The sequence below is a fragment of the Spirochaeta cellobiosiphila DSM 17781 genome, from assembly GCF_000426705.1.
GTDB lineage: Bacteria > Spirochaetota > Spirochaetia > DSM-17781 > DSM-17781 > Spirochaeta_E > Spirochaeta_E cellobiosiphila.
Map to the genome: position 1 here is coordinate 1 of NZ_KE384554.1, position 23,306 is coordinate 23,306.

Annotated in this window: 20 protein-coding genes and 2 rRNA genes; 18 read left to right on the plus strand and 4 right to left on the minus strand. The window is 31.6% G+C overall.

The annotated features are described in order from the left end of the window. Together K345_RS0106730 and rrf are read left to right on the plus strand one after the other, a co-directional pair. Positions 1-110 (plus strand): 23S ribosomal RNA (locus tag K345_RS0106730); the annotation flags it as partial. Positions 111-207: 97 nt separating this feature from the next. Beyond that, positions 208-318, plus strand: a 5S ribosomal RNA gene (gene rrf, locus K345_RS0106735). Positions 319-576: 258 nt separating this feature from the next. Here rrf and smpB read toward each other — a convergent pair. Further along, the gene (gene smpB / locus K345_RS0106740) at positions 577-1,038 is read right to left on the minus strand and encodes an SsrA-binding protein SmpB (protein WP_028973509.1); all 462 of its coding nucleotides are present in this window, start codon (positions 1,036-1,038) and stop codon (positions 577-579) included. 2 nt (positions 1,039-1,040) lie between these two features. Next, positions 1,041-2,255, minus strand: a complete 1,215-nt coding sequence (locus K345_RS0106745) for a PEGA domain-containing protein (RefSeq protein ID WP_028973510.1) — start codon at positions 2,253-2,255, stop codon at positions 1,041-1,043. Between the two features lie 92 nt (positions 2,256-2,347). On the opposite strand from K345_RS0106745, the gene lepB (K345_RS0106750) reads away from it, so the two are divergent. The 8 genes from lepB (K345_RS0106750) (at position 2,348) to queA (ending at position 9,114) form a co-directional block, all read left to right on the plus strand. After that, a complete protein-coding gene (gene lepB / locus K345_RS0106750; protein ID WP_028973511.1) occupies positions 2,348-3,325 on the plus strand; it encodes a signal peptidase I in 978 nt (325 codons plus the stop codon). Continuing rightward, positions 3,322-4,014 (plus strand): signal peptidase I, encoded by a 693-nt coding sequence (gene lepB, locus K345_RS0106755; RefSeq protein WP_028973512.1) that lies wholly within the window; start codon positions 3,322-3,324, stop codon positions 4,012-4,014. The genes lepB (K345_RS0106750) and lepB (K345_RS0106755) overlap by 4 nt, the downstream gene beginning before the upstream one ends. Further along, the gene (gene hemW / locus K345_RS0106760; RefSeq protein ID WP_028973513.1) at positions 4,015-5,226 is read left to right on the plus strand and encodes a radical SAM family heme chaperone HemW; all 1,212 of its coding nucleotides are present in this window, start codon (positions 4,015-4,017) and stop codon (positions 5,224-5,226) included. Positions 5,227-5,287: 61 nt separating this feature from the next. Next, the gene (locus K345_RS0106765; protein ID WP_028973514.1) at positions 5,288-6,031 is read left to right on the plus strand and encodes a YebC/PmpR family DNA-binding transcriptional regulator; all 744 of its coding nucleotides are present in this window, start codon (positions 5,288-5,290) and stop codon (positions 6,029-6,031) included. Then, positions 6,024-6,506: a crossover junction endodeoxyribonuclease RuvC gene (ruvC, locus tag K345_RS0106770; protein WP_028973515.1), complete on the plus strand. Its 483-nt coding sequence runs from the start codon at positions 6,024-6,026 to the stop codon at positions 6,504-6,506. Before K345_RS0106765 ends, ruvC begins: the two co-directional genes overlap by 8 nt. A gap of 3 nt (positions 6,507-6,509) precedes the next feature. Beyond that, positions 6,510-7,082 carry a Holliday junction branch migration protein RuvA gene (ruvA, locus tag K345_RS20090; RefSeq protein ID WP_053228121.1) on the plus strand — a complete coding sequence of 191 codons (573 nt, stop codon included), beginning with the start codon at positions 6,510-6,512 and terminating at the stop codon, positions 7,080-7,082. A gap of 6 nt (positions 7,083-7,088) precedes the next feature. Continuing rightward, positions 7,089-8,120, plus strand: a complete 1,032-nt coding sequence (ruvB, locus tag K345_RS0106780; RefSeq protein ID WP_425423289.1) for a Holliday junction branch migration DNA helicase RuvB — start codon at positions 7,089-7,091, stop codon at positions 8,118-8,120. Beyond that, positions 8,095-9,114, plus strand: a complete 1,020-nt coding sequence (gene queA, locus K345_RS0106785) for a tRNA preQ1(34) S-adenosylmethionine ribosyltransferase-isomerase QueA (protein ID WP_028973517.1) — start codon at positions 8,095-8,097, stop codon at positions 9,112-9,114. Before ruvB ends, queA begins: the two co-directional genes overlap by 26 nt. Here queA and K345_RS20095 read toward each other — a convergent pair. Next, positions 9,104-9,820 (minus strand): hypothetical protein, encoded by a 717-nt coding sequence (locus K345_RS20095; RefSeq protein ID WP_211227844.1) that lies wholly within the window; start codon positions 9,818-9,820, stop codon positions 9,104-9,106. The two genes, queA and K345_RS20095, sit on opposite strands and share 11 nt — an antisense overlap. 129 nt (positions 9,821-9,949) lie before the next feature. Between K345_RS20095 and K345_RS0106795 the strand changes: the two genes are divergently transcribed. The 7 genes from K345_RS0106795 to K345_RS0106825 are packed head-to-tail and all read left to right on the plus strand — an operon-like array spanning position 9,950 to position 20,128. Then, positions 9,950-10,966 (plus strand): hypothetical protein, encoded by a 1,017-nt coding sequence (locus K345_RS0106795; RefSeq protein ID WP_211227845.1) that lies wholly within the window; start codon positions 9,950-9,952, stop codon positions 10,964-10,966. Beyond that, positions 10,967-11,566, plus strand: coding sequence for a MotA/TolQ/ExbB proton channel family protein (locus K345_RS22265; protein ID WP_053228122.1), 600 nt, complete (start codon positions 10,967-10,969; stop codon positions 11,564-11,566). Positions 11,567-11,573: 7 nt separating this feature from the next. Then, entirely contained in the window at positions 11,574-11,987 is a 414-nt protein-coding gene (locus K345_RS0106805; protein ID WP_028973519.1) for an ExbD/TolR family protein, read from the plus strand. Positions 11,988-12,042: 55 nt separating this feature from the next. Beyond that, positions 12,043-12,642 carry a hypothetical protein gene (locus tag K345_RS0106810; protein ID WP_156888333.1) on the plus strand — a complete coding sequence of 200 codons (600 nt, stop codon included), beginning with the start codon at positions 12,043-12,045 and terminating at the stop codon, positions 12,640-12,642. Further along, positions 12,632-16,930: a translocation/assembly module TamB domain-containing protein gene (locus K345_RS0106815; protein WP_156888334.1), complete on the plus strand. Its 4,299-nt coding sequence runs from the start codon at positions 12,632-12,634 to the stop codon at positions 16,928-16,930. The genes K345_RS0106810 and K345_RS0106815 overlap by 11 nt, the downstream gene beginning before the upstream one ends. A gap of 17 nt (positions 16,931-16,947) precedes the next feature. Next, the gene (gene bamA / locus K345_RS0106820) at positions 16,948-19,587 is read left to right on the plus strand and encodes an outer membrane protein assembly factor BamA (protein ID WP_028973522.1); all 2,640 of its coding nucleotides are present in this window, start codon (positions 16,948-16,950) and stop codon (positions 19,585-19,587) included. A 13-nt stretch (positions 19,588-19,600) separates the two neighbouring features. After that, positions 19,601-20,128, plus strand: coding sequence for an OmpH/Skp family outer membrane protein (locus K345_RS0106825; protein ID WP_028973523.1), 528 nt, complete (start codon positions 19,601-19,603; stop codon positions 20,126-20,128). Positions 20,129-20,162: 34 nt separating this feature from the next. Here the strand turns inward: K345_RS0106825 and K345_RS0106830 are convergent, their stop codons facing one another. Continuing rightward, entirely contained in the window at positions 20,163-20,693 is a 531-nt protein-coding gene (locus tag K345_RS0106830; protein WP_028973524.1) for an STAS domain-containing protein, read from the minus strand. A 15-nt stretch (positions 20,694-20,708) separates the two neighbouring features. Here K345_RS0106830 and mutS point away from each other — a divergent pair, with 15 nt between their 5' ends. After that, positions 20,709-23,288: a DNA mismatch repair protein MutS gene (gene mutS / locus K345_RS0106835; RefSeq protein ID WP_028973525.1), complete on the plus strand. Its 2,580-nt coding sequence runs from the start codon at positions 20,709-20,711 to the stop codon at positions 23,286-23,288. Positions 23,289-23,306 lie beyond the last annotated feature (18 nt).

Genomic DNA, 23,306 nt, shown 5'->3' on the forward strand with positions numbered 1-23,306 from the left:
CTTAAAGATTCCTAAAGACACCTGAGAGAATATCAGGTTGATAGGCTGGGTGTATACGCATGGTAACATGTTTAGCATACCAGTACTAATTTGTCGTGAGGCTTGACCATATTATTTGTTATCCCTTAAAAAACATGTCTTAAAAGAGAACTTTTAAAGAGGATACTATTTCATTGACTTAGTATCTTGTTTTGAAGAATATTATTGTCTGGTGACCATAGAGAAGGGGATCCACCCGTTCCCATTCCGAACACGGAAGTTAAGCCCTTCATCGCCGATGGTACTGCCGCAAGGTGGGAGAGTAGGTCGTCGCCAGACTTTCTTTTTTATAAACTTGTCTCGTTAATTTTCAATAATAAGCACTATCCTTTACTTAATACTTATACTACTTTTATGATTGTTGATCTGTGTTGTGTTCTTAGTTTCTTTAGACCAATAGCATGATACCTGTACGCTATCACAATGTTAATTAATTATCGTTAAAATATTATTATTTTGTCATTTTGCTATCTTGAAGTAACAGTAGAAAGCAAAAAACAGTGTTTATATAGTATTATAAATACTCATAAAATGTGTTTATGAGTATTTATTAACCCTATCTTGCTCTCTTTGCATATCTTTTTGTTTTATACTGTCTCTCTTGTCGTATAATTTTTTCCCTTTACATAAACCAATTTCTACTTTAATAAGTCCTTTATGAATATAGAATTGTAGAGGGACAAGTGTGTAACCTTTTTCATCTACTTTTTTTCTTAGTTTTGCAATTTCTTGTTTGTGGGCTAATAACTTTCTTGAACGCACAGTGGTATGATTGAATGTATTACCAAAGGCATAAGGTGTAATGGACAAATTATTAAGCCATAATTCTCCATTTTCAATTTCTGCATAGGAATCGACAAAGTTAAATTTGTTGGCTTTCATAGATTTTACTTCTGTTCCATGTAATACGACACCACATTCTAGTTTTTGCTCTACGAAATATTGAAAATACGCTTTCTTATTGTTGGCCAACACCTTGTGTTGTATCTTTTCACTCATAATTATTTCTCTTTTAATAAAAGTCTAAACCTAATATCATCCAATTGGAAAGTATCAGGAAGGTATCCTACATCAGATGATGTGCTGTTGTATATGATGTAGCTTGGGTAATTATAGTTCTCACTCGTTAAATATACATCAGAAGAGACTCCTGTACTTGTAAGCTCCCAATTTTTAGAAGGTTTAATTTGTTTTAAGATCTCTAATGACGGTAAATAAGCTTGCAAATCAATATTATTCAAGTATTTATTATTAAACCAATTAATATAGGCAATTATATCAGAGTAAGAGGCCTTTGATACGTCTATAATTTCAGAATTTTGTTTTTCAAAATCTATCTGTTCTAGATGTTTGTCAAGAATGTAAATAGCATCATTCTTATTATCAATATATTTATTGAATGTTAGTTGGCCAACACTAATACTTGAGTTAGTTCTGGATATGGTTTTAGGAATACTATTTTTTCCAGTAATGTCTATTTCTAACTCATGAATATCTGTTAAATGTTTTAAGTATGCTGGATCAGTGTTATTCATGAGATATTTTACGAGTGATAAATAGTGGGAGGCAGATAGCGTTTTTCCATTTGTATGGAGGTTGCTTATCATTCCAGACCAGTCCCTTAATGTAAATTCACTATTAATAAGGCCAAATGTACCTAGTAAGTAATCCTTATTATCCCTTATCATATTATTAGTCTGTGATATGGCTAGCCTTTTAGAAGCATTAGTTAAGGTGTAAGGAAATTGATAACGCGTTCGTGGTTTTCCAGAATAATTCCACGCAGCAAAAGAATAAAAAGAATCATGTAATATTTTCATACTATTGTTTGATTTAAAATTTATTCTAATGGTATCTCTAGATGGGAAAAAAAGAGATCCAAATATCCTGCCTTTGACTTTACTTGTTACTTTAACGTCCTCAACATTAGGCAACGAAAAAACTATATTTTGGTTTCCTTTAGGCACAAAAGCTTTTACAGGAGTACTTCCTAATCTTTTGTCATTATTGTAGACAGCTGCCCCTCGAGGATAGGAATCTAAATATATTATGGACCCGTTCTTTCGTATTCCGGGGTATAGTAAAATAGCAAATAAACCTATTATTAGCAAAAAGGTATAGAAGACTGGTATATACGTTGTAGGTTTAATTTTGAGAATGGTAGGTAGCTTTACTGAAAGATTTTCAGGTATTGTGATCGGGTCTTTTTTCTTCATATTGATTGGATTATAGAAATTGGTAAATAGCTTGTCAACGATGTTTCATATGTGTTACGGTTACGAAGAAAAATTCAGGCGGAATTATAATAATGGAAGTAGCAGATTCTTTGGTAAAAATCACAGAAAAATACCTCACAAGACGAAGAGTAAAGCAGTATATACGAAAAGAGAGATCAAAGCGAAGGCATTTTATTATAGACTGGCTGGATGCTTTTCTTTGGGCTGCTGGTGTAGTGCTTCTTTTAAATCAGTATTTAATTCAGGCTTATCAAATACCCTCGCCCTCTATGGAAAAAACACTAATTGTAGGTGACAGAATATTTGTAAATAAGCTGGTATATGGCCCTGAATTGCTACCAGGAATTGCTAAACTACCTAGCCCTATAAAACCCAAGAGGGGTGATATAATAATTTTTGAAAATCCACAATACATATCACAAGGTCCAATCTTTGATGTCTTACAACGTATCATTTATATGTTGACCCTTTCTATGGTGGATATAGATAAGAATCCTGACGGAACTCCAAAACATCATTTTTTAATAAAAAGAGCTGCTGCTGCTGATGGTGATACAATAAAAAATATTGATGGATATATTTACTTTAAACCTGAAGGGGAGTCAGAGTGGTTAGATGAGACAACCTATCGTACAAGATTAGACCAAAAAAATAAGACCCAACGTTTGATAAAAGATGAAAACTACAACACGATTCGTCTTGGTTCTCATGCTATTGCATTAAATAATAGTGGAGCTACACTTACTTCTGATGAATCCAGTGCCTATTCTCAAATACAGACTGATAGAGATTATTTTGATCTCTATTCAATTCAATTCTATGCCAATAAAAGTGAATTGGCTTTAAACAGGACATCAAAAATAGACTTTGCAACCTATTATAAAGATATTAATGGTCAATTTGTGCCACATGGTTGGATACTACCTCTTGGGGATAATCGCGACAATTCAAAAGATGGTAGAAGCTTTGGGATTATAAGTAAAAAAGAGGTTCTGGGGCAGGCAATGATTAAATACTGGCCCTTAAACAGGTTTGGCTTGATAAAATGAGTAAGAAGTATCGTCCATATAATACGCAAACAGAAAAGAAACATATTGGGAAGAGAATTGGTCAAACTATCTTAGTTTTTTTTGTTTTTAAATTAATTATCTTCCAATTTTTCCCAATTTATCAATTTAATTCTACTACTATGACTCCTACATTTGAAGAAGGAGCACGTGTCATAACATTAAGCTCTAGGATTGTAAAAAAATATAATAGAGGTGATGTCGTTATCGTTAATCCTCAGAATACTCATCATTCTCTGTTTTTGACTGCACTGGATTATATAAGTCGATTTGTGACATTCGAGCAATTTTCTTTAATAAGCTATATGGATGAACCATGGGCTTCTGATAAACAATATAAACGTTTAATAGCTTTACCTGGGGATAAAGTAAAAATTATTGATAATATCGCTTATGTGAAAACAAGTGATAATGAATTGTATTTAAGTGAATTTGAACTATCAAAACATTCTTATGACATAAGAAGTAAAGTAAATGTTGATATTAATCCTAATTTACCCATAAAGGATGATATGGATGAGATTACTGTTCCAAAGGATGAGATATTTGTTCTAGATGATAATCGAATTGTTTGGGGGGATTCTAGATTTTGGGGGACTATCGACAAAAAGGCAATTATTGGAAAAGTTTTATTTCAATATTGGCCTTTTGATTCTATTGGTATTAGATAGATGTCAACTATATATACAGAAAACTCTCAGAAAGAAGTAAAAATGGGACTGTATGTGCATATACCATTTTGTAAACAAAAATGTTATTACTGCGATTTTTACTCTGAGATAGGCCAAACAAAGAAATCCGAACAGTTAATCGATAAAATTATTTCAGATCTGGATTGTAAAATAAATCTGCTTAATGTTGATATCATAGATTCAATTTTTATAGGGGGGGGAACCCCAAGTTTATTGACTCCCGATGATTTACACAGGCTTTTAGAAGGTATAAAGAAAACCATACCTAATATACCTACCGAAGTATCAATCGAAGCTAATCCAGAATCTTTGACAAAAGTGCATTTGGATATTTTAAAAGACTCAATAGTCAATAGATTGAGTCTTGGAATACAAACTTTCAATAATAAAGTCCTTGAAACATTAAATCGGCCAACAAGAGAAGAAGATATCATAAGAGTTTTAGAGGAAATTAATGATTATAGAGACAAAATAAATATAAATTTTGATTTTATAACCGGGTTACCTGATCAGTCTTATTATGATATTAAAAGGGATGTAAATCTTGTTAAAGAATATAATCCTGAACACATTAGTCTTTATTCTCTGATGATTGAAGAAGAGGCTCCCTTATACCGACTGGTTCAAAAGGGATTTATAAAGCTACCTGATGAGGATTTAGACAGAGAACTATTTAATAGTTTCAGGACCGAATTGAATAATTTAGGCTATGATAAATATGAAATTAGTAATTATTCAAAACCTGGTAAATATAGTAAACACAACACTAATTATTGGTATTTGAATCCATATATTGGGGTAGGTCCTGGCGCTGTCTCGTTTTATAATGATGAAAAAGGCAAGCCAATAAGGATAAAGAATAGCTATTTAAATGATTATTTGAATAACAATAAAAGTTCTATACAGGAAATGATACTTCTACAGGATTTTGTTTTTGAAAATATAATGATGTCGTTACGTTTAACAAAAGGTATAGAGGACTCTATATTTAAACGTAGATTTGGATATCCTTTAAAGTACATCTATCCAAAAACAGTCGAAAGGTTATTAAGTGCTAAGAAAATAGTATATAACAAAGGATATTATTCTATTCCAGAACATCAAATTGATTTTACTGATAATATAATAGCTGATTTTTTAAATGAAGAGCCTAGTAATATCACAAACTTGGATTGGACTTGGGAAGGTTGACATTACTTTTTTAACTGTGTTAATTTGCTATGATCCGAAAAATAAATAGACGAGGTGTTTTATGTCTGGCCATAGTAAGTGGGCTAATATCAAACATAGAAAAGGTGCTCAGGATGCAAAGCGTGGACGCATCTTTGCTAAGATTATAAAAGAAATTACAGTCGCTGCAAGATTAGGTGGTGGTGAGTTAGATTCAAATCCTAAATTACGTACTGCTGTTTTAAAGGCTCGTGGTCAAAATATGCCTACGGACAATATCGACCGTGCCATTAAAAAGGGAACGGGAGATCTTGATGGTGTAGACTATGTTGAGCTTCAGTATGAAGGTTATGCTATTGGTGGCGTAGCTATAATGGTCGATACACTCACTGACAATAAGAATAGAACAGCTGCAGATGTGAGAAGTATTTTTACTAAAGCAGGTGGTAGTTTAGGTACAACAGGAAGCGTCAGTTATTTGTTTAGCCGAAAAGGGTTGATAGCTTTTGATGCATCAAAATATTCAGAAGATGAAATATTTGAGGCTGCATTAGAGTCTGGAGCAGAAGACGTTAGTAATGAAGGTGAGGTTATAGAGGTTTCTACTAGCCCTGAAATGTTTGATACTATACTGGAAGAGTTATCAAAGAAAGGTTACGAAAATGAGATGGCTGAAATTTCTATGGTTCCTTCAACTACAGTAGCGTTAGATAAAGAAAAGACTCAAAAAGTTCTAAATCTTATTGAAAAGTTGGAAGATAATGATGATGTACAAAGTGTATCATCAAACTTAGAGGTTCCTGATGATTGGGAGGACAATGCTTAAGTTTTTAGGTGTTGATCCTGGTTTAGCTTCCACTGGTTGGGGACTAATTGAGATCCAATCAGGGAAAGCTCATCATGTAGAGCATGGTGTAATCAAAACAAAAAGTATGGACAAAACTGGTCATAGATTAAAGTATATATATGATGAGTTGAGTAAGGTTATTAAGCTTTATAGTCCTCAAATTGCTTCGATAGAGAGTTTGTATTTTGCAAAAAATGTAAAATCTGCTATGCCTGTATCTGAAGCAAAAGGTGTAATATTATTATGCTTTGAAAGTAATAATCTTATAACACATGAGTATACTCCTTTACAAATAAAACAAGCATTAGTTGGCAATGGACGTGCTGAAAAAGAGCAAGTTCAAATGATGGTAAAGTTAATCTTGGGCTTAAAGGAAGTAATAAAACCAGACCATGCTTCTGACGCTTTAGCAGCAGCTATTTGTGCTTTTCATAGTAATCCTATAGGAGTTTAAAACTTGATATACAGCTTAAATGGCATGATTTCCGAAAAAAAATTAGATTCTGTTATCATAGATGTAAATAACATAGAATACGAAGTTATTGCTTCTATGAACACTATAAATAAACTACCTTTGATGAAAGAAAATCAAAAGATCTATACCTATCTGTACCATAGAGAAGATGCTGTACTTTTATATGGTTTTCATGATTTAGCAGAAAAGGAGTTATTTTTAGAACTCATCAAAGTTAATGGGATTGGCCCAAAGGGTGCTATAAAGATATTGTCTGGTATTGGAGTCGAAGATTTTAAGAAAGCCCTGGAAACAGAAGATTTAAGTGTTCTATCTAAATTGCCCGGAGTGGGTAAAAAGACTGCCCAGCGTATTGTTTTAGCGTTACAAGGTAAATTAATTAGTAATACGGATAACAATTATCCAAGTGTTTCAGAAGAAATTATTCAATCTTTAGAATTGATGGGATATGATAAGAGCAGTATCATGCGAGCATTAAGTAAAATACAAATAACCGAAGATTTGACAGAGTCAGACCTGATGAGACAATTGATAATTGAATTAAGCACTAATTAAGGTTGTATAGTGGATGATATGGAAAGCTTCTACTCGATGGAAGCAAAAACGGATGATGTAAAAGACACAGCCTTAAGGCCTCTTACTTTAAGGGATTTTCAGGGACAAGATAAATTAAAAGATAATTTAGAAATATTTATTAAAGCAGCTAAGTCGAGAAAAGAAGCATTAGATCATGTATTTATTAGTGGACCTCCAGGATTAGGGAAAACGACCTTGGCTGGAATAATGGCAAACGAGTTGGGAGTAGAAGCCCGAGTAACTGCAGCTCCTGCACTAGATAAACCAAAAGATCTTGCTGGTCTGTTAACAACAATTCAGCCAGGAACTGTTTTTTTCATTGATGAAATACATAGACTAAAACCTGCTATAGAGGAGATGTTGTATGTGGCAATGGAAGATTATGAACTGGACTGGATTATAGGACAAGGCCCAAGTGCTAGAACTATTAGAATCCCTGTGCCTCCATTCACTCTTGTAGGTGCTACAACCAAGCCTGGAAAAGTATCCAGTCCTATGTATACGAGATTCGGAATAACTTTGAAGATGGATTATTATGACAAGAGGGAACTAATCGACATACTTAATCGTTCTTCAGATATTTTAAAAATCGATATTCATGAGGAAGCCGCTGATTTGTTGGCTAAATGTTCAAGAGGTACTCCTCGTGTTGCCAATAGGTTATTAAGAAGAATGCGTGATTTTGCTCAGGTGAATGGGGATGGTATTATAACCAAAGCTATTGTTGTCAATGGGCTAAATAGATTAGGAATTGATGATAAAGGTCTAGAGCGTCATGACCGTGATATTTTACGCGCGATCATCGAGAAATATAATGGTGGTCCTGTAGGTGCTGAAACTTTAGCAATATCAGTAAGTGAAGGTATCGATACATTGGAAGACTTTTATGAGCCATACTTGATCAGGCAAGGTTTCTTAAAACGTACCAGTAGAGGTCGAGTAGCAACTTTACGTGCCTATGAGCTATTGAAAATTGATGTGAAGGATAATGATGAAGGCCAAGGAATTTTATTTTGAATTACCAGATGAATTAATTGCACAAACTCCACCATCAGAGAGAGGGAGTAGTCGATTATTAGTATATAACAGAAAAACAAAACAAGTCTCTCATGAGCATATAAAAGACATGGTAAAATACTTACCCAAAAATAGTTTGATGATATTTAATAACTCAAAAGTGAGAAAAGCTAGGTTATATGCTACAACTGTCCACGGTGGAAAAGTTGAGGTATTACTAACTAAAAATATTGATGGCTATAAGTGGAAGGCAATTGTCAGTAAAGCAAAAAAGCAAAAAGTTGGTAAGAAACTCTTTTTTCCTGCAAATAAGAGTTGTGAAATTGTTGAAGTTTTAGAGGATGCCAATCGCATTGTTAAGTTCGACTTTGAATTAGATGATAACTATTTAGATGAATACGGTCATATTCCTTTACCTCCTTACATAAAGCGTGAGGATACGAAGGATGACGCTGTTCGATATCAAAATGTGTATTCTTCTGAAATAGGATCTGCTGCTGCACCAACAGCAGGGTTACACTTTACAGAAGAAATTCTCAATTGTATAAAATCTGAAGGTATCGAAATTGATTATGTTACTTTACACGTAGGATTAGGAACCTTTTCTCCTATGCGTTCTGAAAATGTGAAAGATCATACAATGCATACGGAAGAATATCTCATTACACCTGAATTATTTAGTAAAATTAATGAGGCAAAAAGACAAGGGCGTCCTATCATTGCTGTTGGAACAACCTCTGTAAGAGCTTTAGAAGCCACATTTAGCAGTCCAACACCAAGAAGTGGTTGGCAAGAAACTGATATCTTTATTTATCCTGGTTATGAGTTTAAAGTGGTAAATCATTTGTTTACTAATTTTCATACACCAGAATCGACACTTATTGTTATGGTATCTGCTTTTGCAGGAATGGATGTTATAAAGAATATATACCAAGAGGCCATTAATGAAAAATATCGTTTTTTTTCCTATGGCGATGCAATGTTTATTTTATAAAACCCTCCCAATCTTTAAATAAGTTATTTAATTCTCCTACTTTATCAGGATCGGCGATTCCATTTTCGCCTGGTCCTGGAAATGTGGAAGAATCCATTTTATTTAATTCTTCTCTTACTCTAATCAATCTATTTATTTGTTTGTTTATTATTGATTCATAATTCAATTCATCATGATTAATTCTATAGGCTTCGTCTTCCCAGAACTGAATTCCCTCTAGAAATAAGTAGGGATAATTTTCTGTTTCCTTCGCTAATTTGACTGCTTCCACCCAATGAGGTAGAGCAAAATTATATATTTTTTCGGCTATGTCTAGACTTCTTAGAGTGATGTCTTTATAAGGGGCATTATAGAAGTAAGCTTTTTGCTTATCGAACTTATTTCCAAGTATTAGATAGTTTTCAACAATCTTTAAATGAATGTGCATATCGAATAGTTTTTGATATTTATTCCATTCTTCTTTTGTTTCAATACGCGTTAATGCATTCAACGGATTTGCAAAATCTGCATCCAAGGCTTCCTCAAGATACATAAGATTTTCCCAAGTTCTATTAGGGTAAGCATACAAATGACGATGATATAATTCATATACCTGTTCCTTGTAAGTAAGTTTATATGCCCATAACGGATGGTTAATAAATAATAGGAATAAAAAAGATGCCATTAGTTTGTTCATTACTCTAAGATTATCGGTATTTTGTTTCAAATTACTTATACTGATTTGATATCCACTAAGTTTAAATTATTATATCTGTTTTATCTAATCCATCTAAAATATGAAAAATTATTCAAACACATGTATTCATGTTTATAACTCCCTTATATAATTTGAATAATGAAAACGTCTATATATCATATATTACTGTTGATGTTTTTATCGGCAAATTTGTCGTATCCAGAGACATATCGAAAGGATATCTATATTGGAGGCAATATTACTGATGAAAATATTGAAACTGATAACTTTGATTTTATTTTTGACGATAGTTTTCCAAGTTTAAAAAGCCAAAATGACAGAGAATCTTTGAAATTTATACCAGGTTTTAAAAAACATGACAAAGAAAACAAAAACGGCTATGTCGATTATGAATGGTCAATTGTAAAAGGTTCAATTTATTACAATAAAAATGGACCCAGAAGACCAATTGAAATTAATTATAATCAAATTAACCCGACAATTGTTTACACCAACAACAGTGGTAACATTTATCCAGGTATTATCCTTCAAAATCAGAGTTTGAGTCTCATGTATAAAAGTATCAATAATGATATATTTTTTCATCATAATATACCTTTATATTCAAAGATAATGGATTATCGTATTAGCTACGATAATTTATTAACACTTTCTGCAAATTGGGGAGACTGGGGGGCTAGTGTAAATAGCAATAATAGTTTTTATCCACTTTTCAATATAAATTTTCCATTAAAAACATATAAGATTGCTTTAATTTCGAGTGAATGGAAAGAAAACTATGGTCAAACCTATCTGTCCTATACTCATACAAGCATCAATAGTTTTTATGAAATGGGAGTAGGGTTTGTTACTGATTATTTTGGATCACAACCTCCTCAGCGTTTAGAGACATTATTAATATCTAACATTATATATAAAAAATATTCCTTGAATGTAAGAACCAATTTAGGTATGGAGACTTTGGGAGGACAGATCCTAATCGATTCAAAGGTGACTGATAACTTCAAAATCGGATTGGCTATTGATAAAGACAATATTCCTTTAAATAAAGCAATTTCAACAGGATTTGTTTTTAAAATATATGATTTTGAGATAGAATTGGGTACTCAAGATAATATAATCTTATCATCATTATCATACACTAGGAGTTTTTAGGTGTTAGACTTAATTAGAGACAATTGGGTTATGTTATTACCAATATTAGTTCTTTCCATTATTGGTATCTCTCTTATTCTTGAAAGAACCTTTTTTTATTTATATACCAATGCATTATCATCTAAAAAATTTAATATTGTCAAAAATCTTTTAAGAATTGGAAATTTACATCAACTAAGAGATACCGTAAAAGATCAACATTCCGCAATTGATAGTTTGATTCTAACTTTTATGTCTAGACAAGATAGTACTTCTGAAGTTCTTGTACCTATTTTAGAAGCTTCCGCCATGGAATGGAAAAATAAATTATCAAAAAATATCAATATTCTTTTAGCGATCTCTAATATTTCCACACTTTTAGGTTTATTAGGTACTGTAACTGGAATGATCTTAACCTTTTATAACATGAAAAATACAGGAGCTTCCGACCCTAGTTCTCTTGCAGGAGGTATATCGCAAGCCTTGATAACTACAGCAGCAGGACTACTTGTGGCCATTCCTAATTTATTTGCTTATTACGGTTTTTCCGAGACATTAGATAAAAGATTAGATGAATTGGATATTTTGATTAATGAATTGATAGCATTTAGGAGCAACTAGAACTAATATGCGAAGATTAAGTCTTAAAAGAAAACAAAATCATGATAAAAGTCTTCCCTTAACACCATTAATAGATATGGTCTTTCTAGTAATGATATTTTTTATCATAAATACTAGTTTTTCCTTAACTCCAGTTCTTGATATAAAACTTCCAAAAGCAAGTAGTAGCAAGCCTGATTTGACCGAAAAAGAAATTTCAATATATGTACGAGCTACAGGATCAATAGTGATTGATGATGAGGAGTATAATACAGAAAGTCTTCTACAGGCTTTAGTTGATAAAGAAAAAGAAATTAAGATATACATCTATTCAGATGAATTTACATCTTATGGTAAGGTCCTGAATATCTTGGACGTATTGAGGTCTAATGATTTTGTAAATGTATTTTTAGTTACCGATAAGAAAATAGGGAATGAATAGATTATTCATATATACAACATTTACTTCAATAGTTTTTCACTCTATAGTAATTTTGGTGTTAATTTTATTAAAAATTAATACTTCTACTGATCAAGTAATCCCAATAAATATGATATCTAGTAACAAATCAATAACTTCAAACACGGATACGTTAAGAAAGAGAAATGAAAATAATGGTTTCTTAGCACAAGAGAAGGATTTTGATATATCCAACTTACCTTCTGATTTCGAGAATGTAGAATCAACAACTTCAATTAAAAAATATTTGGTAGATAATAAAGCATTTCAAATCATGTCTAAATCAGAGAATAATTTTTTTGCTATGGATACAGAAATAATAAGTAATACATCACAAGATATTATTAGTACCAACAATGACGTTAATTCAAAATATAGTATTGTTTTCGAACCAGACTTTAAATTCATAAATCATAATGATAATATAAATGAAAGTAGGGATATTGAGATTGATGTCATTATTAATACCTCAGGATATGTTGAAAATTATAAGATAGCAACAACTGGAAATCCTGATTTGGATGCAAGTTTGGAAGAATATATCAGAGAGTTAGTTTTTAGTCCTTACATAGGTGAAAGAAAATATACTATAGAATTTAATTTGAAAGTTGGTATTAAAAGTATATATGAAAAATAAAACTTTTAATATTAATATTAATATTGGAACCATTATAGTAATTGTAGCAATAATACTTTCATCTTTATGTACTTATCCTTTAATAAAAAGAATCCAATTACTATTTAATGAAGGTAAAAACAATGCGATTCTTCGTTTAGAAGATAAAACAGGTTATAGCATTTCATATGAAAGCATCTCACCTTCCATTTTCCGTAATTTTAGGATTAAGTCTCTTAAAGTTGTTGATCCGATAACGAAAACTCAATTATTATCAGTAAATAGTGTTAGAGTTTATTATAATATATTTAAGCTGATTGCTCGCGATTGGGATGGTTTTGTTGATGAAGTACGTTTTGAAAACACCACCTTAAATCTAGATTTAAATAAAAAGAGTGAAAATGGAAATACTAACTCAATTAGCCCATTAAGTAATATAAAATTACCAGAGGGAATAAACATTTCTGGTAAAAATATATCTGTCAATATTCTTTACCGTGCATATCAGATCTCATTAGATGATTTATTCTTTCGTTTGGAAGATCGTGAATCAAATTATAGAACACAGGTATCCAGTAACGTAATTATAACAAATATTCAGACACAAACTCATATATTGGATTCTAAACTACGTATTTCAGGGGCAACTGGTAAGAAATTGACTTGGACTAACTGGAATACAGAAATAAAGAAAACAAAATCAGATTATTTTATTATAGAAGATCAGAATATATATTTAGAATATTTTGAGAATAAAATTCACATTCAAAAGACAAGAGATAAGTTACCCCTGGATTTACAGTTTAATTATAGTTTAATAGATACGAAATGGTCGTTGAAGATATTAAGTGAGAAATTTAGATTAAACAACATTGTTAAGTTTATTGGTAAGTTAGACTTTATAAATGGATATGATTTAGATAACTTTACACTTGATGCTTCAATTTCAGGAAATTGGAAACAGAAAACTATAGAATATTCTGCGTCTGGTTCTTTTGATTCATACTTAACTTCATTATTTAAAGATAGTCATATTGATCTAGACATTAATGGCTCTCGATTTTTGACAAATGTCAATAGTTTGCATTTATCCAGTCAGAATGGAGAAATAGTATATTCTGGTAACTTGGATTGGAAAAATCAATTACCCGATGGCGTTGTTCATTTACAGTCAGTACTTATCCCTGGTTTGTTTAAAAGAATTGATACAAGTCTATTAATTAATTCTAAATCTTCTAATAAAATTATAATCACATCTGATTTAATAAATGTTGGTACTACAATTATAGATAGTTTCAGTTTGGATATTTTTAAAATTAAAAATACTTTGTTAGCTACTGGATCGATAGATATTCCAATACTCGATACGGCTTCCAATATTGATTTTGAATTTAATATAAATCTGGATGATCTCAATAGTATCATGGGTTATGCCAGCGTAAAAGAATTACCTATTAGTGAAATTTATAAGATAGCTGTACCCGATAAGTCTTTTAATTTAGATTATTACACTGCTTTGTCCAAATATAATTATAATAGTGATATTTTTTTAAGAATCAACAAAGGTTCTTTTTTGATTAGCTCTTTGTCAAACAAAATAAATAACTCCATTGATAAGAATGATAATATAAATTTGTCATTTTCAATATCAAATAATATCATAAGTATTAGTGATATTAATATTTCATGGTTTGATAAGAGTATAAAAGGGGAAATAAAGCTAGAAAAAGATGATCATAAGTACAATATAAGAAGTCAATTAAACTGGCTTGGAGAATTATATGTCTATACTGGTGAATACCATTGGAATTCTTCTAAACCTTTAACTATTAATTATTTAAATAGTGAGTTCATTAATTGGCAGAAAGATAAATTAGGTAATAATCTAATTTCTATTAATATTATAGATTTTCCTCTAGAGTTTAATAAGTTCTTTACTACAAGTTCTTTGACATCAAGTATTTATATTAACGACAAGGGAATAGAAGTAAATATAGATAGTTTAGCTACAACTATTAAGGCTCCAGTATCAAATGTTAGTACTACATTAAACATTTCTGGACGTTATAAGAAAGGAATAATTAATATAGAAAATATTTTAGTTGAGTCTGAAGAGGCGGACTTAAAAGGGCATGGTCTATTGTCTGTTACTCCTGGTGTTTTTCCTTTCGCTAATGGAGAATTGACTTTACAATCAGAATCGACAACTGAAAATATCTCTATCTCCTTAGATTCTAAAATTAGTCAAATATCGTTAAATGTTGATAGTTTGCCCGTAAGTAGATTTTTTGGTAGTCAGTGGAGTGGAAATGTTGAAGCTACAGTAAATATGACTAAAGAAGAATCATTAGTTATTAAAGGTAGTATTAAAGCTCCAGATTTAATCTATAAAAATGATTCTATACAACTTAATAGTCTTTTTAGATATGTTTCTGACAATATAGAGATTTCTAAGACTAATATAAAATACCGTCAAATGAGTTTGAATAATATTTCAGGCAACATAGCCACATCACAATTAAAAGGCACCCTTCAAGGGGATATTCTAAGTAAAATGGGTAGAGATGTTTTTCAAGGTCATCTGGACCTCAACATAGATACCATTAAATCTGAAACAACCAATAACAGAATAGGTTATATAAAAATATCAGATATTCTCCAAAGTGGTCAGATATATGATGATTGGCAACTAAATTTCTATTCTGAAAACTCTATAAATAATATTTTTTTTAATGGTGGATACAGAAACTCTATAAATGGATCATTAACAAATCTTAATACATTAAATTTTTCAATTGATAGACAATCTCCCGTAAGTCTTGACGGATATGCATTTATTAGAAATGGGTCATTAACTACTACACTTTCAAATGTAAAAGTAGAGTTATCTTGGCTAAATAATTTCTTAAATAGAAGTGATTTCGTAATCCATAATGGAGTTCTTACTGGAGAGGTTAATGTAATTGGATCAATAAATGATCCCGATTTCGATGGACATTTTATACTAACTGATTTTAATGCTCAAATTCCGTACATTGAAAAAAATCTTTTAATCGATACCTCAAATATAAAGATATCAGATAAAGAATTAGTTATCGATAATACAAATGGTCGTATAAATCGAACTAACTTGAATTTTTTAGGTACTGGATTAATTGATCATTGGATTCCCTCGTCTTATCAAATCAAAATAGACATTCTTGATAATCCTGGTATTCCATTTAGCTTTGGAAAAAACTATTTGAGTATTGATGGTGATATAAATGGAGCTGCACAAATGGAAGGAAATTTCCAGACTGCAGTAATTACAGGAGATATTACTCTTAGTAATTCTGAAATTGTATTAGGTTTAACTGATGATAGCGCTAACAATAAATCTGAAAGTACAAATTTTAAAGCTATGCTTGATATGAATGTTAAGGTTGGACCTAAAGTACAGCTGTATGCTCCAAGTAAACGTTTTCCTTTAATTAAAGGCTTTTTAACCATAGGTAATAACCTTAATTTCTACTACAATCAAAGTACAAATGAATACGCAATCCAAGGTAAATTAGCTATCGATCGTGGTGAAATAAACTATTTAAAGAGCAGAAGTTTTTATATTAAGGAAGGTATAATAACTTTAAATGAAACTAATGAGTATTTTGATCCTCAATTAGAGGTTAGAGCCGAAACTAGAGAAAAAGATAATAACGGAGATAGCTATACAATTACTCTCATACATTCTGGTTCATTATTAAACTTTAAACCTAGATTTGAATCAAACCCTCCAAAAACAGAAGCCCAATTAATGGCTCTCATGGGTTTACCAACAATATCAGAAAATGGTGATTTAATAACTTCAAATGATGATGTTTCTGTGTTGAATGAAATATCTGCTTCAGAAGTAGGAGCTGATTTAGTTGGTGATACTGTTGGTATTTTTTTAATTCGACCGTTTGAAGCAAAAATTCAAGATTTTCTTAGGCTTGATTTGTTTACATTAAGATCGGAAGTATTAAAGAAAGCTATTTTGGAAAGAGATGAAATAACATCTGTTAGTGATGTTCTTGACAATACTCGTGTTTTTTTTGGAAAATACCTTTCTGATGATATATTTCTTGAAACTATCCTTAATTTTAGGAGTTTAGATGATAGTAAAACATATCTAGAAGCTTCTGACACAATTGGAGTGGACTTGGAATTTGGCCTAACATTTGATACACCTTTGTTTCAGATCGGTTGGAATTTAGCTCCTGAAGAAGAAGATAGAGAAAATTTATATTTAAAAGATACTGTTTTCTCTTTGGAATGGAGAAAATCGTTCTAAAGATAAGAGGAGTTTTGATGCTAAAAAATAAGGTAATCGTAGTTGCTTTGTTGTTAATACCATTATACCTGTTTGCACAAGAAGACAATTCTAACTGGTATAACGGAAAAATTATTAAAGATATAAGATTTGAAGGGTTAAAAACGGTATCTAAATCTGAATTGAATGGGATAGTTAAGCCGTTTATAGATCAACCTTTTTCAGATGCTCTTTTTCGAGATCTTCAAGGTCGTCTATATGCGTTAGAATATTTTGATGGTCTTATTGTTCCTAATGCTATTCCTGGTAATGAGAGTCGTTCAAATGTAATCATCTTATTTAAAGTAAAAGAAAAGCCTTTGGTAGATAAAATTATATTTGATGGGAATGATAAGTTACGAAGATCAGAATTAATGGGTGCAATAGTTACTAAATTGGATGATATGTACAGGAAAAGTAGAGTAACATTGGATGAAGATGCTATTATCAAAGCTTATAAAGAAAAGGGTTTTGAAAAAGCCAAAGTCTCTAGTAGAGTAGAGACTGATTCTGAGAAGAACCTAATTAATTTATATTTTCAGATTGATGAAGGAATACAAACTACAATAAAAAAGATAACCTTTGAAGGGAATCGTTATGCCTCTGAAAATACACTTAAGAAATTATTAGATTCAAAGGTAAAAGGTTTTTTTAATGATGGGGCCTATCAGGATGATGTAATAGCAATGGATCGTCAAAAAATAGAATCATATTATTGGGAAAAAGGATATATCGATGCAAAAGTTGTTGATATTGAAAAAGTATATGAAGATGTTGAAGATGAAAATAGACAAGAGGTCAGTCTAAATTTTTTAATCAATGAAGGTAGTCAATTTACCTATGGTGGGACAACCTTTACAGGAAATAAGATATTCTCCTCCGAAAAATTACGAGAAGAAATAACCCTTAAAGATGGAGAAGTTTTAAATAAAAATGAATTAGAATCCGATTTTTCAAAAATTACAGACTTGTACTATGAAAATGGATATGTGTTTAATACAATTAACAAAAAAGAAGTCAGATCTGGTAGTGTTGTTTCATATAATATTTCAATTATAGAAAGACCCAGAGCACATATTAGAGATATTGTAGTGAAGGGTAATGAAAAAACGAAGGACTATGTGATTCTGAGAGAAATACCGTTAGAATCTGGTGAGGTATTTAGTAAGAAAAAGTTTGTTCAAGGTTATCAAAACTTAGCAAGGCTACAGTATTTTAATAATGTGGTGCCTGAGACTCCTGTTTCTGATGATGGTTTGATTGATTTGATCTTTAATGTCGAAGAAGGTCATACTTCTGATATTATACTTGGAATCGCGTTTAGTGGGGCAACTGATTTTCCCGTATCAGGTCAAGTGAAATGGCAAGATCGAAATTTTTTAGGACGTGGTCAGACTATTGGTGTTGAAGGAAATTTTAGTCCCACTTCTCAAAATCTTGATGTTAGTTTTTCAGAAAGCTGGATAGCCGGAAAAAGATGGTCAGGAGGTTTTGATTTAACCGTCGCTCACACACTGTACCAAAATGTTCCACAGGATATCATGAATCCAATTTTTGATGAAAGTAATAAAATCATTCCAGATCCTTATACTGGGGCCTATGTTTTTAAGTCTGATTATACTGACTATAACGGAGATCCTGCTAACCTTTCAAAAAATTATTCTGAAGGAGATACTTTCCCATTCCCTGTTACAGACAATGCATGGATTTCCACATACAACTTAGTTCATGATTATGATTATTACTCAGGAAATAACTCATCAGGATCAATGGAATATGATGAATATTCTGTAACAATTGGAGTACATACTGGTTACACCTGGAATTTAGGTGTAGGAAGGTTTAATTTAAGTTCTGCTATAAGTAGTGGATTATCACTAATAGATTATGATGATACTTTATATAGACCTGCTGATCCTGACATACGTAATGCAAATGGACAATGGCGATTACAAAATAAATTAATATTGGGTACTAGTTGGGACACAAGAGACTTGAATTACAATGCAACTAGTGGTTATAGAGTAGCTGAAAGATTGACTTTAACTGGTGGTTTTTTAGGTGGTGATTTTCATTACACTAAAGAACAACTGACAGGTGAATATTATAAAACTCTATGGAAATTGCCAATTTCCTCTTATGACTTCACTGGAGTTCTTAGGTTAAAATCAACAGGAACTGCTTTGATGGATCCATTTGATCCGTTTTATAATAGGGATATAGATGTCGGGATATCTTCTGTCAATAAGCTATCTATTGATGGAATGTTTACAGCAAGAGGGTGGAGTGACGTTGATGAGAACGGTACAGCATTATGGGATAATAAAGTTGAATTAAGAATCCCTATTGTGAAGAATATAATTGCTTGGGATTTTATCTTTGATGCTGTGGCTTTATTTGGGGATGACACAAAGAATTTAAGTGGAAACATCTCAAAATTGGACTCCTTAAGTGATGTTAATCTTGAAGACTTCTATTTTAGTTATGGTTTAGGACCAAGATTTGCTATTCAGAATTTTCCACTTGCATTCTACTTTGTTAAACCATTTGGTTATATTAATGATGAATGGGTTTTTGATAATGATTCCCCATGGGAGAATATGAATTTTATATTGACGTTTGGTATAGACTTATTTTAAGAAGAGGAAATAGATGAAGAAATATATAAGTTTTTTAGTTTTAATATGTTTAGTTAGTTCTTTTGCTTTTGCTGATCGCATCACAAAAGTGGGAGTTGTTGATTTATCACGCATTTATTCAGTGTATTACAAAGAGTCAAAAGCTGTTAGAGAAATAGAAGAGTTAAAAAAGACTTATCAGAATGATATTAATAGAATGAATGATGAGATTAGACAACTAACAGAAAAGAAAATGAAAGCAGAAAATGACGGAGATGATAGCACTGCTCTTAAGCTTGATAATGAAATTTTTAAAAAGAAAGAGCTTCTAAAAGAATATGCGAGTATGAGGCAAAGTCAGTTGAAGAAAAAATCAGACAGTGTTTTAGAAAGCTCGGACTTTTTAAAGGAGATATTATCACAGATTCAATATGTTTCAGAAGCTGAAGGATATTCACTTATATTACAGAAGAATGGAACAAGTTCAAATTTAGTGTGGTATTCCCCTGATGTCGATATAACAGATGCTGTACTTGATAGATTAGTTAAGTCTAAGCAGTAAGATGCTTTTCTTGAATAGAAAAACCCTTAATTTTTTAAGGGTTTTTTTTGTGCTTTTGTTCTACATGTTGTCTGAGTATCTTTCGAACATTCTCAAACTTTTTTTTGTTTTCTTCATTTAGCGACATAAGATTCTCATGTGCCGACAATAAAATCTCTGCAGTTGCCGATGGAGAATCAGAGATTTTATGATAATCCAATCTGAATTGAGAATTATTCTTTACTATGTCTATTATTTTCATGATACCAAGACTGTTAAGTAATTTAGTACATTGTTCAGAAGGATTTGTAATTTTAATGTGTTTACCTTTGGACCTTGTAAGCTTCTTATTAAAGCCTATAAGTAGTCCCATAAAAGTAGAGTCCATATAATCACAGTCAGATAAATCAACTATTACATCATCTGGTTTGTTTGCGCCTTCAAAACGTTGAAAAACAATATTTTTCAATTCAAAGCACAAATTCGCTGTGATATGTCCTTCAGCTCTTATATAGAGTCGATTCTTATCTTCAGAATAGTATAATGCTTCTTCCATTTGCTGTTGTATAGCCTTTCCAATATCCACTATAATCCATGTACTATGTCTGAAACAACCCCTATGATGAAACAATACCAGGATATTAAAAAGAAGAATAAAGACTCAATCCTTTTCTTTAGGTTGGGTGATTTTTATGAAATGTTCCGTGACGACGCTGTCGAAGTTAGTTCGCTACTTAATTTAACTTTGACAAAGCGTCATAATATACCTATGTGCGGGATTCCTTATCATGCTGCTGAGGGATATATTGGAAGGTTACTAAAATATGGAAAGAAGATAGCTATTTGTGAACAAGTTAGTATGCCAACCGATGGAAAAGGAATAGCCAAACGTGAAATAGTTGAAGTAATAACTCCAGGTACTATAACTAATGAAAATTATTTAAATCAAAAAGAGAACAACTATATTGTTGTAATAGGCTATTTTTCTACTAGTCTTTCCTTAGCATTTGCTGATTTATCCACTGGGGAATTCCAGAGCACTAGTTTTAGAATTGAAGACGGTTTAGAGGTTTTAAGAAAAGAATTGCAGAGAATAAATCCTTCTGAAGTTATTGTTCAAGATAACATCAATGAGATTTTCCCTGGCATCAATGCTCTATTGTCCTCTAGACCTAATTTGGTAATCAATAGATATCCTGATTGGCAGTTTGACAAAGAAAGCTGCTATAAAACACTAATAGAACATTTTTCAATAATTAATTTAAAAGCATTCAATTTAAATGAATCCAGTCCAGAAGTTATCTCAGCTGGTGTGTTGATAAGTTATTTGGAAGATACTTCAAAATCTCATCTCCGTCATATTAGGACATTGAAAACTTATTCACATCATCAATTTCTTGTAATGGATGATTCAACACAAAGAAATCTGGAATTAATAAGAAATCTGACTACAGGTGATCAAGCTTTTACTTTATTAAAGGTTCTAGATCAAACAAAAACTGCTATGGGTGGACGTCTTTTAAAAAAATGGATATTGAGTCCCTTGATTGATCAATCAGAGATAGAAAAGCGACATGATAATGTTCAGTATTTTTATCAACACCAGCTTCTTTTGTCTAAAATTCGTGATCAACTAAGCAAGATTCAAGACATTGAAAGATTAACTACACGTGTTGCCATGGACAAGGCTCATGGCAAGGACCTTTTAGCCTTGTCCAATAGCCTTATTAATATTAGATCCTGTGAACCAACTTTAGAAGAATATAATAAATATATAAACTTTTGGACAAATGATGAGGCAAATGTTAAGAAAATAGATTCTCTTGGGGCTTTACTTAGTAATAGTATTCATCCTGAACCTAGCATTCTGACAACAGAAGGGCGGCTCATAAAGGAAGGTTATAGTTCCGAAGTAGATGAATTAAGACAATTGCAAAATAATGCAAAAGTTGTTCTAAATAATTATCTCAGTGAACAAAAATTAGAATCAGGTATTACTGGTCTAAAATTAAAATACAACAAAATTCTTGGTTACTTTTTTGAGGTGACTAATTCGAATTTACAAGCAGTTCCTGAACATTTTGAACGTCGTCAACAATTAGTAAATGCAGAACGATATGTAACTTCTAGATTAAAGGAACTGGAGAATAATATACACAACGCTGGAGAGCGTTTAATTGAATTAGAAAAAAAACTTTTTTATGAAATACGTGAAAAATGCAAAGACTGTATTGATATTCTACAGCAAATATCTCAAAGCATAGGAGAGGTAGATTATTTTCAATCAATGGCGTATATAGCGACAAGAAGAGGTTATATACGTCCTGAAATCACTAATTCTAGAACTTTGAATATTGATGGAGGCCGTCATCCTGTTGTTGAAGAGGCATTGCCTTCTAATGAATTCATACCAAATGGTATAAGTCTTGATCCAGATAAAAAAAGTTTTGCCATGATAACAGGTCCCAATATGGCAGGAAAGTCTACCTTTCTTAGACAAATCGCTCTAATCAGTATCATGGCTCAAATAGGATCCTTTGTTCCAGCGTCTAAAGCTCAGATAGGAATAATTGATAAAATATTTTGTAGAGTTGGAGCAAGTGATAATTTAGCAAAGGGAGAGAGTACCTTTTTAGTAGAAATGAGTGAAACAGCTCATATTTTACGAAATAGTACTAACCACAGTCTTATTATAATGGATGAGGTAGGTAGAGGTACAAGTACAAATGATGGATTATCTATAGCTTGGGCTATTTGTGAATATATCATTGATAAGATAGATGCCAAGTCTTTATTTGCTACTCATTATCATGAATTAACTCTATTAAAGAGTAAAAAGATCCAAAATCTGAGTATGGATGTAAAAGAAACGGGTGAAGACATTGTTTTTCTTAAAAAAATAAAAAAAGGTCCTGCCGGAAATTCCTATGGTATTCATGTTGCAAAGCTTGCAGGTATTCCTCTTGAAGTTGTTTATCGAGCAACCCAAATACTTAATGAAATTGGTGATACTGATTCGAAAATAAACATTCCTGATAAAAATAATTCTGGAATCCAATCTGGTTTATTTTCTCCTGAAGAACTAATATCCAAAGAATTGGCAGGGATGAATCTAAATAATATGACACCAATTCAGGCTTTGAATTTGTTACATAGATGGAAAAATGAACATAATCTTTGAAGGGATATAGATAATTAA

Excerpts from the sequence above, each read along its gene's own strand:
- smpB (WP_028973509.1), bottom strand. The coding sequence starts at position 1,038 with ATGAGTGAAAAGATACAACACAAGGTGTTGGCCAACAATAAGAAAGCG.
- K345_RS0106745 (WP_028973510.1), bottom strand. The coding sequence starts at position 2,255 with ATGAAGAAAAAAGACCCGATCACAATACCTGAAAATCTTTCAGTAAAG.
- lepB (WP_028973511.1), top strand. The coding sequence starts at position 2,348 with ATGGAAGTAGCAGATTCTTTGGTAAAAATCACAGAAAAATACCTCACA.
- lepB (WP_028973512.1), top strand. The coding sequence starts at position 3,322 with ATGAGTAAGAAGTATCGTCCATATAATACGCAAACAGAAAAGAAACAT.
- hemW (WP_028973513.1), top strand. The coding sequence starts at position 4,015 with ATGTCAACTATATATACAGAAAACTCTCAGAAAGAAGTAAAAATGGGA.
- K345_RS0106765 (WP_028973514.1), top strand. The coding sequence starts at position 5,288 with ATGTCTGGCCATAGTAAGTGGGCTAATATCAAACATAGAAAAGGTGCT.
- ruvC (WP_028973515.1), top strand. The coding sequence starts at position 6,024 with ATGCTTAAGTTTTTAGGTGTTGATCCTGGTTTAGCTTCCACTGGTTGG.
- queA (WP_028973517.1), top strand. The coding sequence starts at position 8,095 with ATGAAGGCCAAGGAATTTTATTTTGAATTACCAGATGAATTAATTGCA.
- K345_RS0106795 (WP_211227845.1), top strand. The coding sequence starts at position 9,950 with ATGAAAACGTCTATATATCATATATTACTGTTGATGTTTTTATCGGCA.
- K345_RS0106805 (WP_028973519.1), top strand. The coding sequence starts at position 11,574 with ATGCGAAGATTAAGTCTTAAAAGAAAACAAAATCATGATAAAAGTCTT.
- K345_RS0106815 (WP_156888334.1), top strand. The coding sequence starts at position 12,632 with ATGAAAAATAAAACTTTTAATATTAATATTAATATTGGAACCATTATA.
- bamA (WP_028973522.1), top strand. The coding sequence starts at position 16,948 with ATGCTAAAAAATAAGGTAATCGTAGTTGCTTTGTTGTTAATACCATTA.
- K345_RS0106825 (WP_028973523.1), top strand. The coding sequence starts at position 19,601 with ATGAAGAAATATATAAGTTTTTTAGTTTTAATATGTTTAGTTAGTTCT.
- mutS (WP_028973525.1), top strand. The coding sequence starts at position 20,709 with ATGTCTGAAACAACCCCTATGATGAAACAATACCAGGATATTAAAAAG.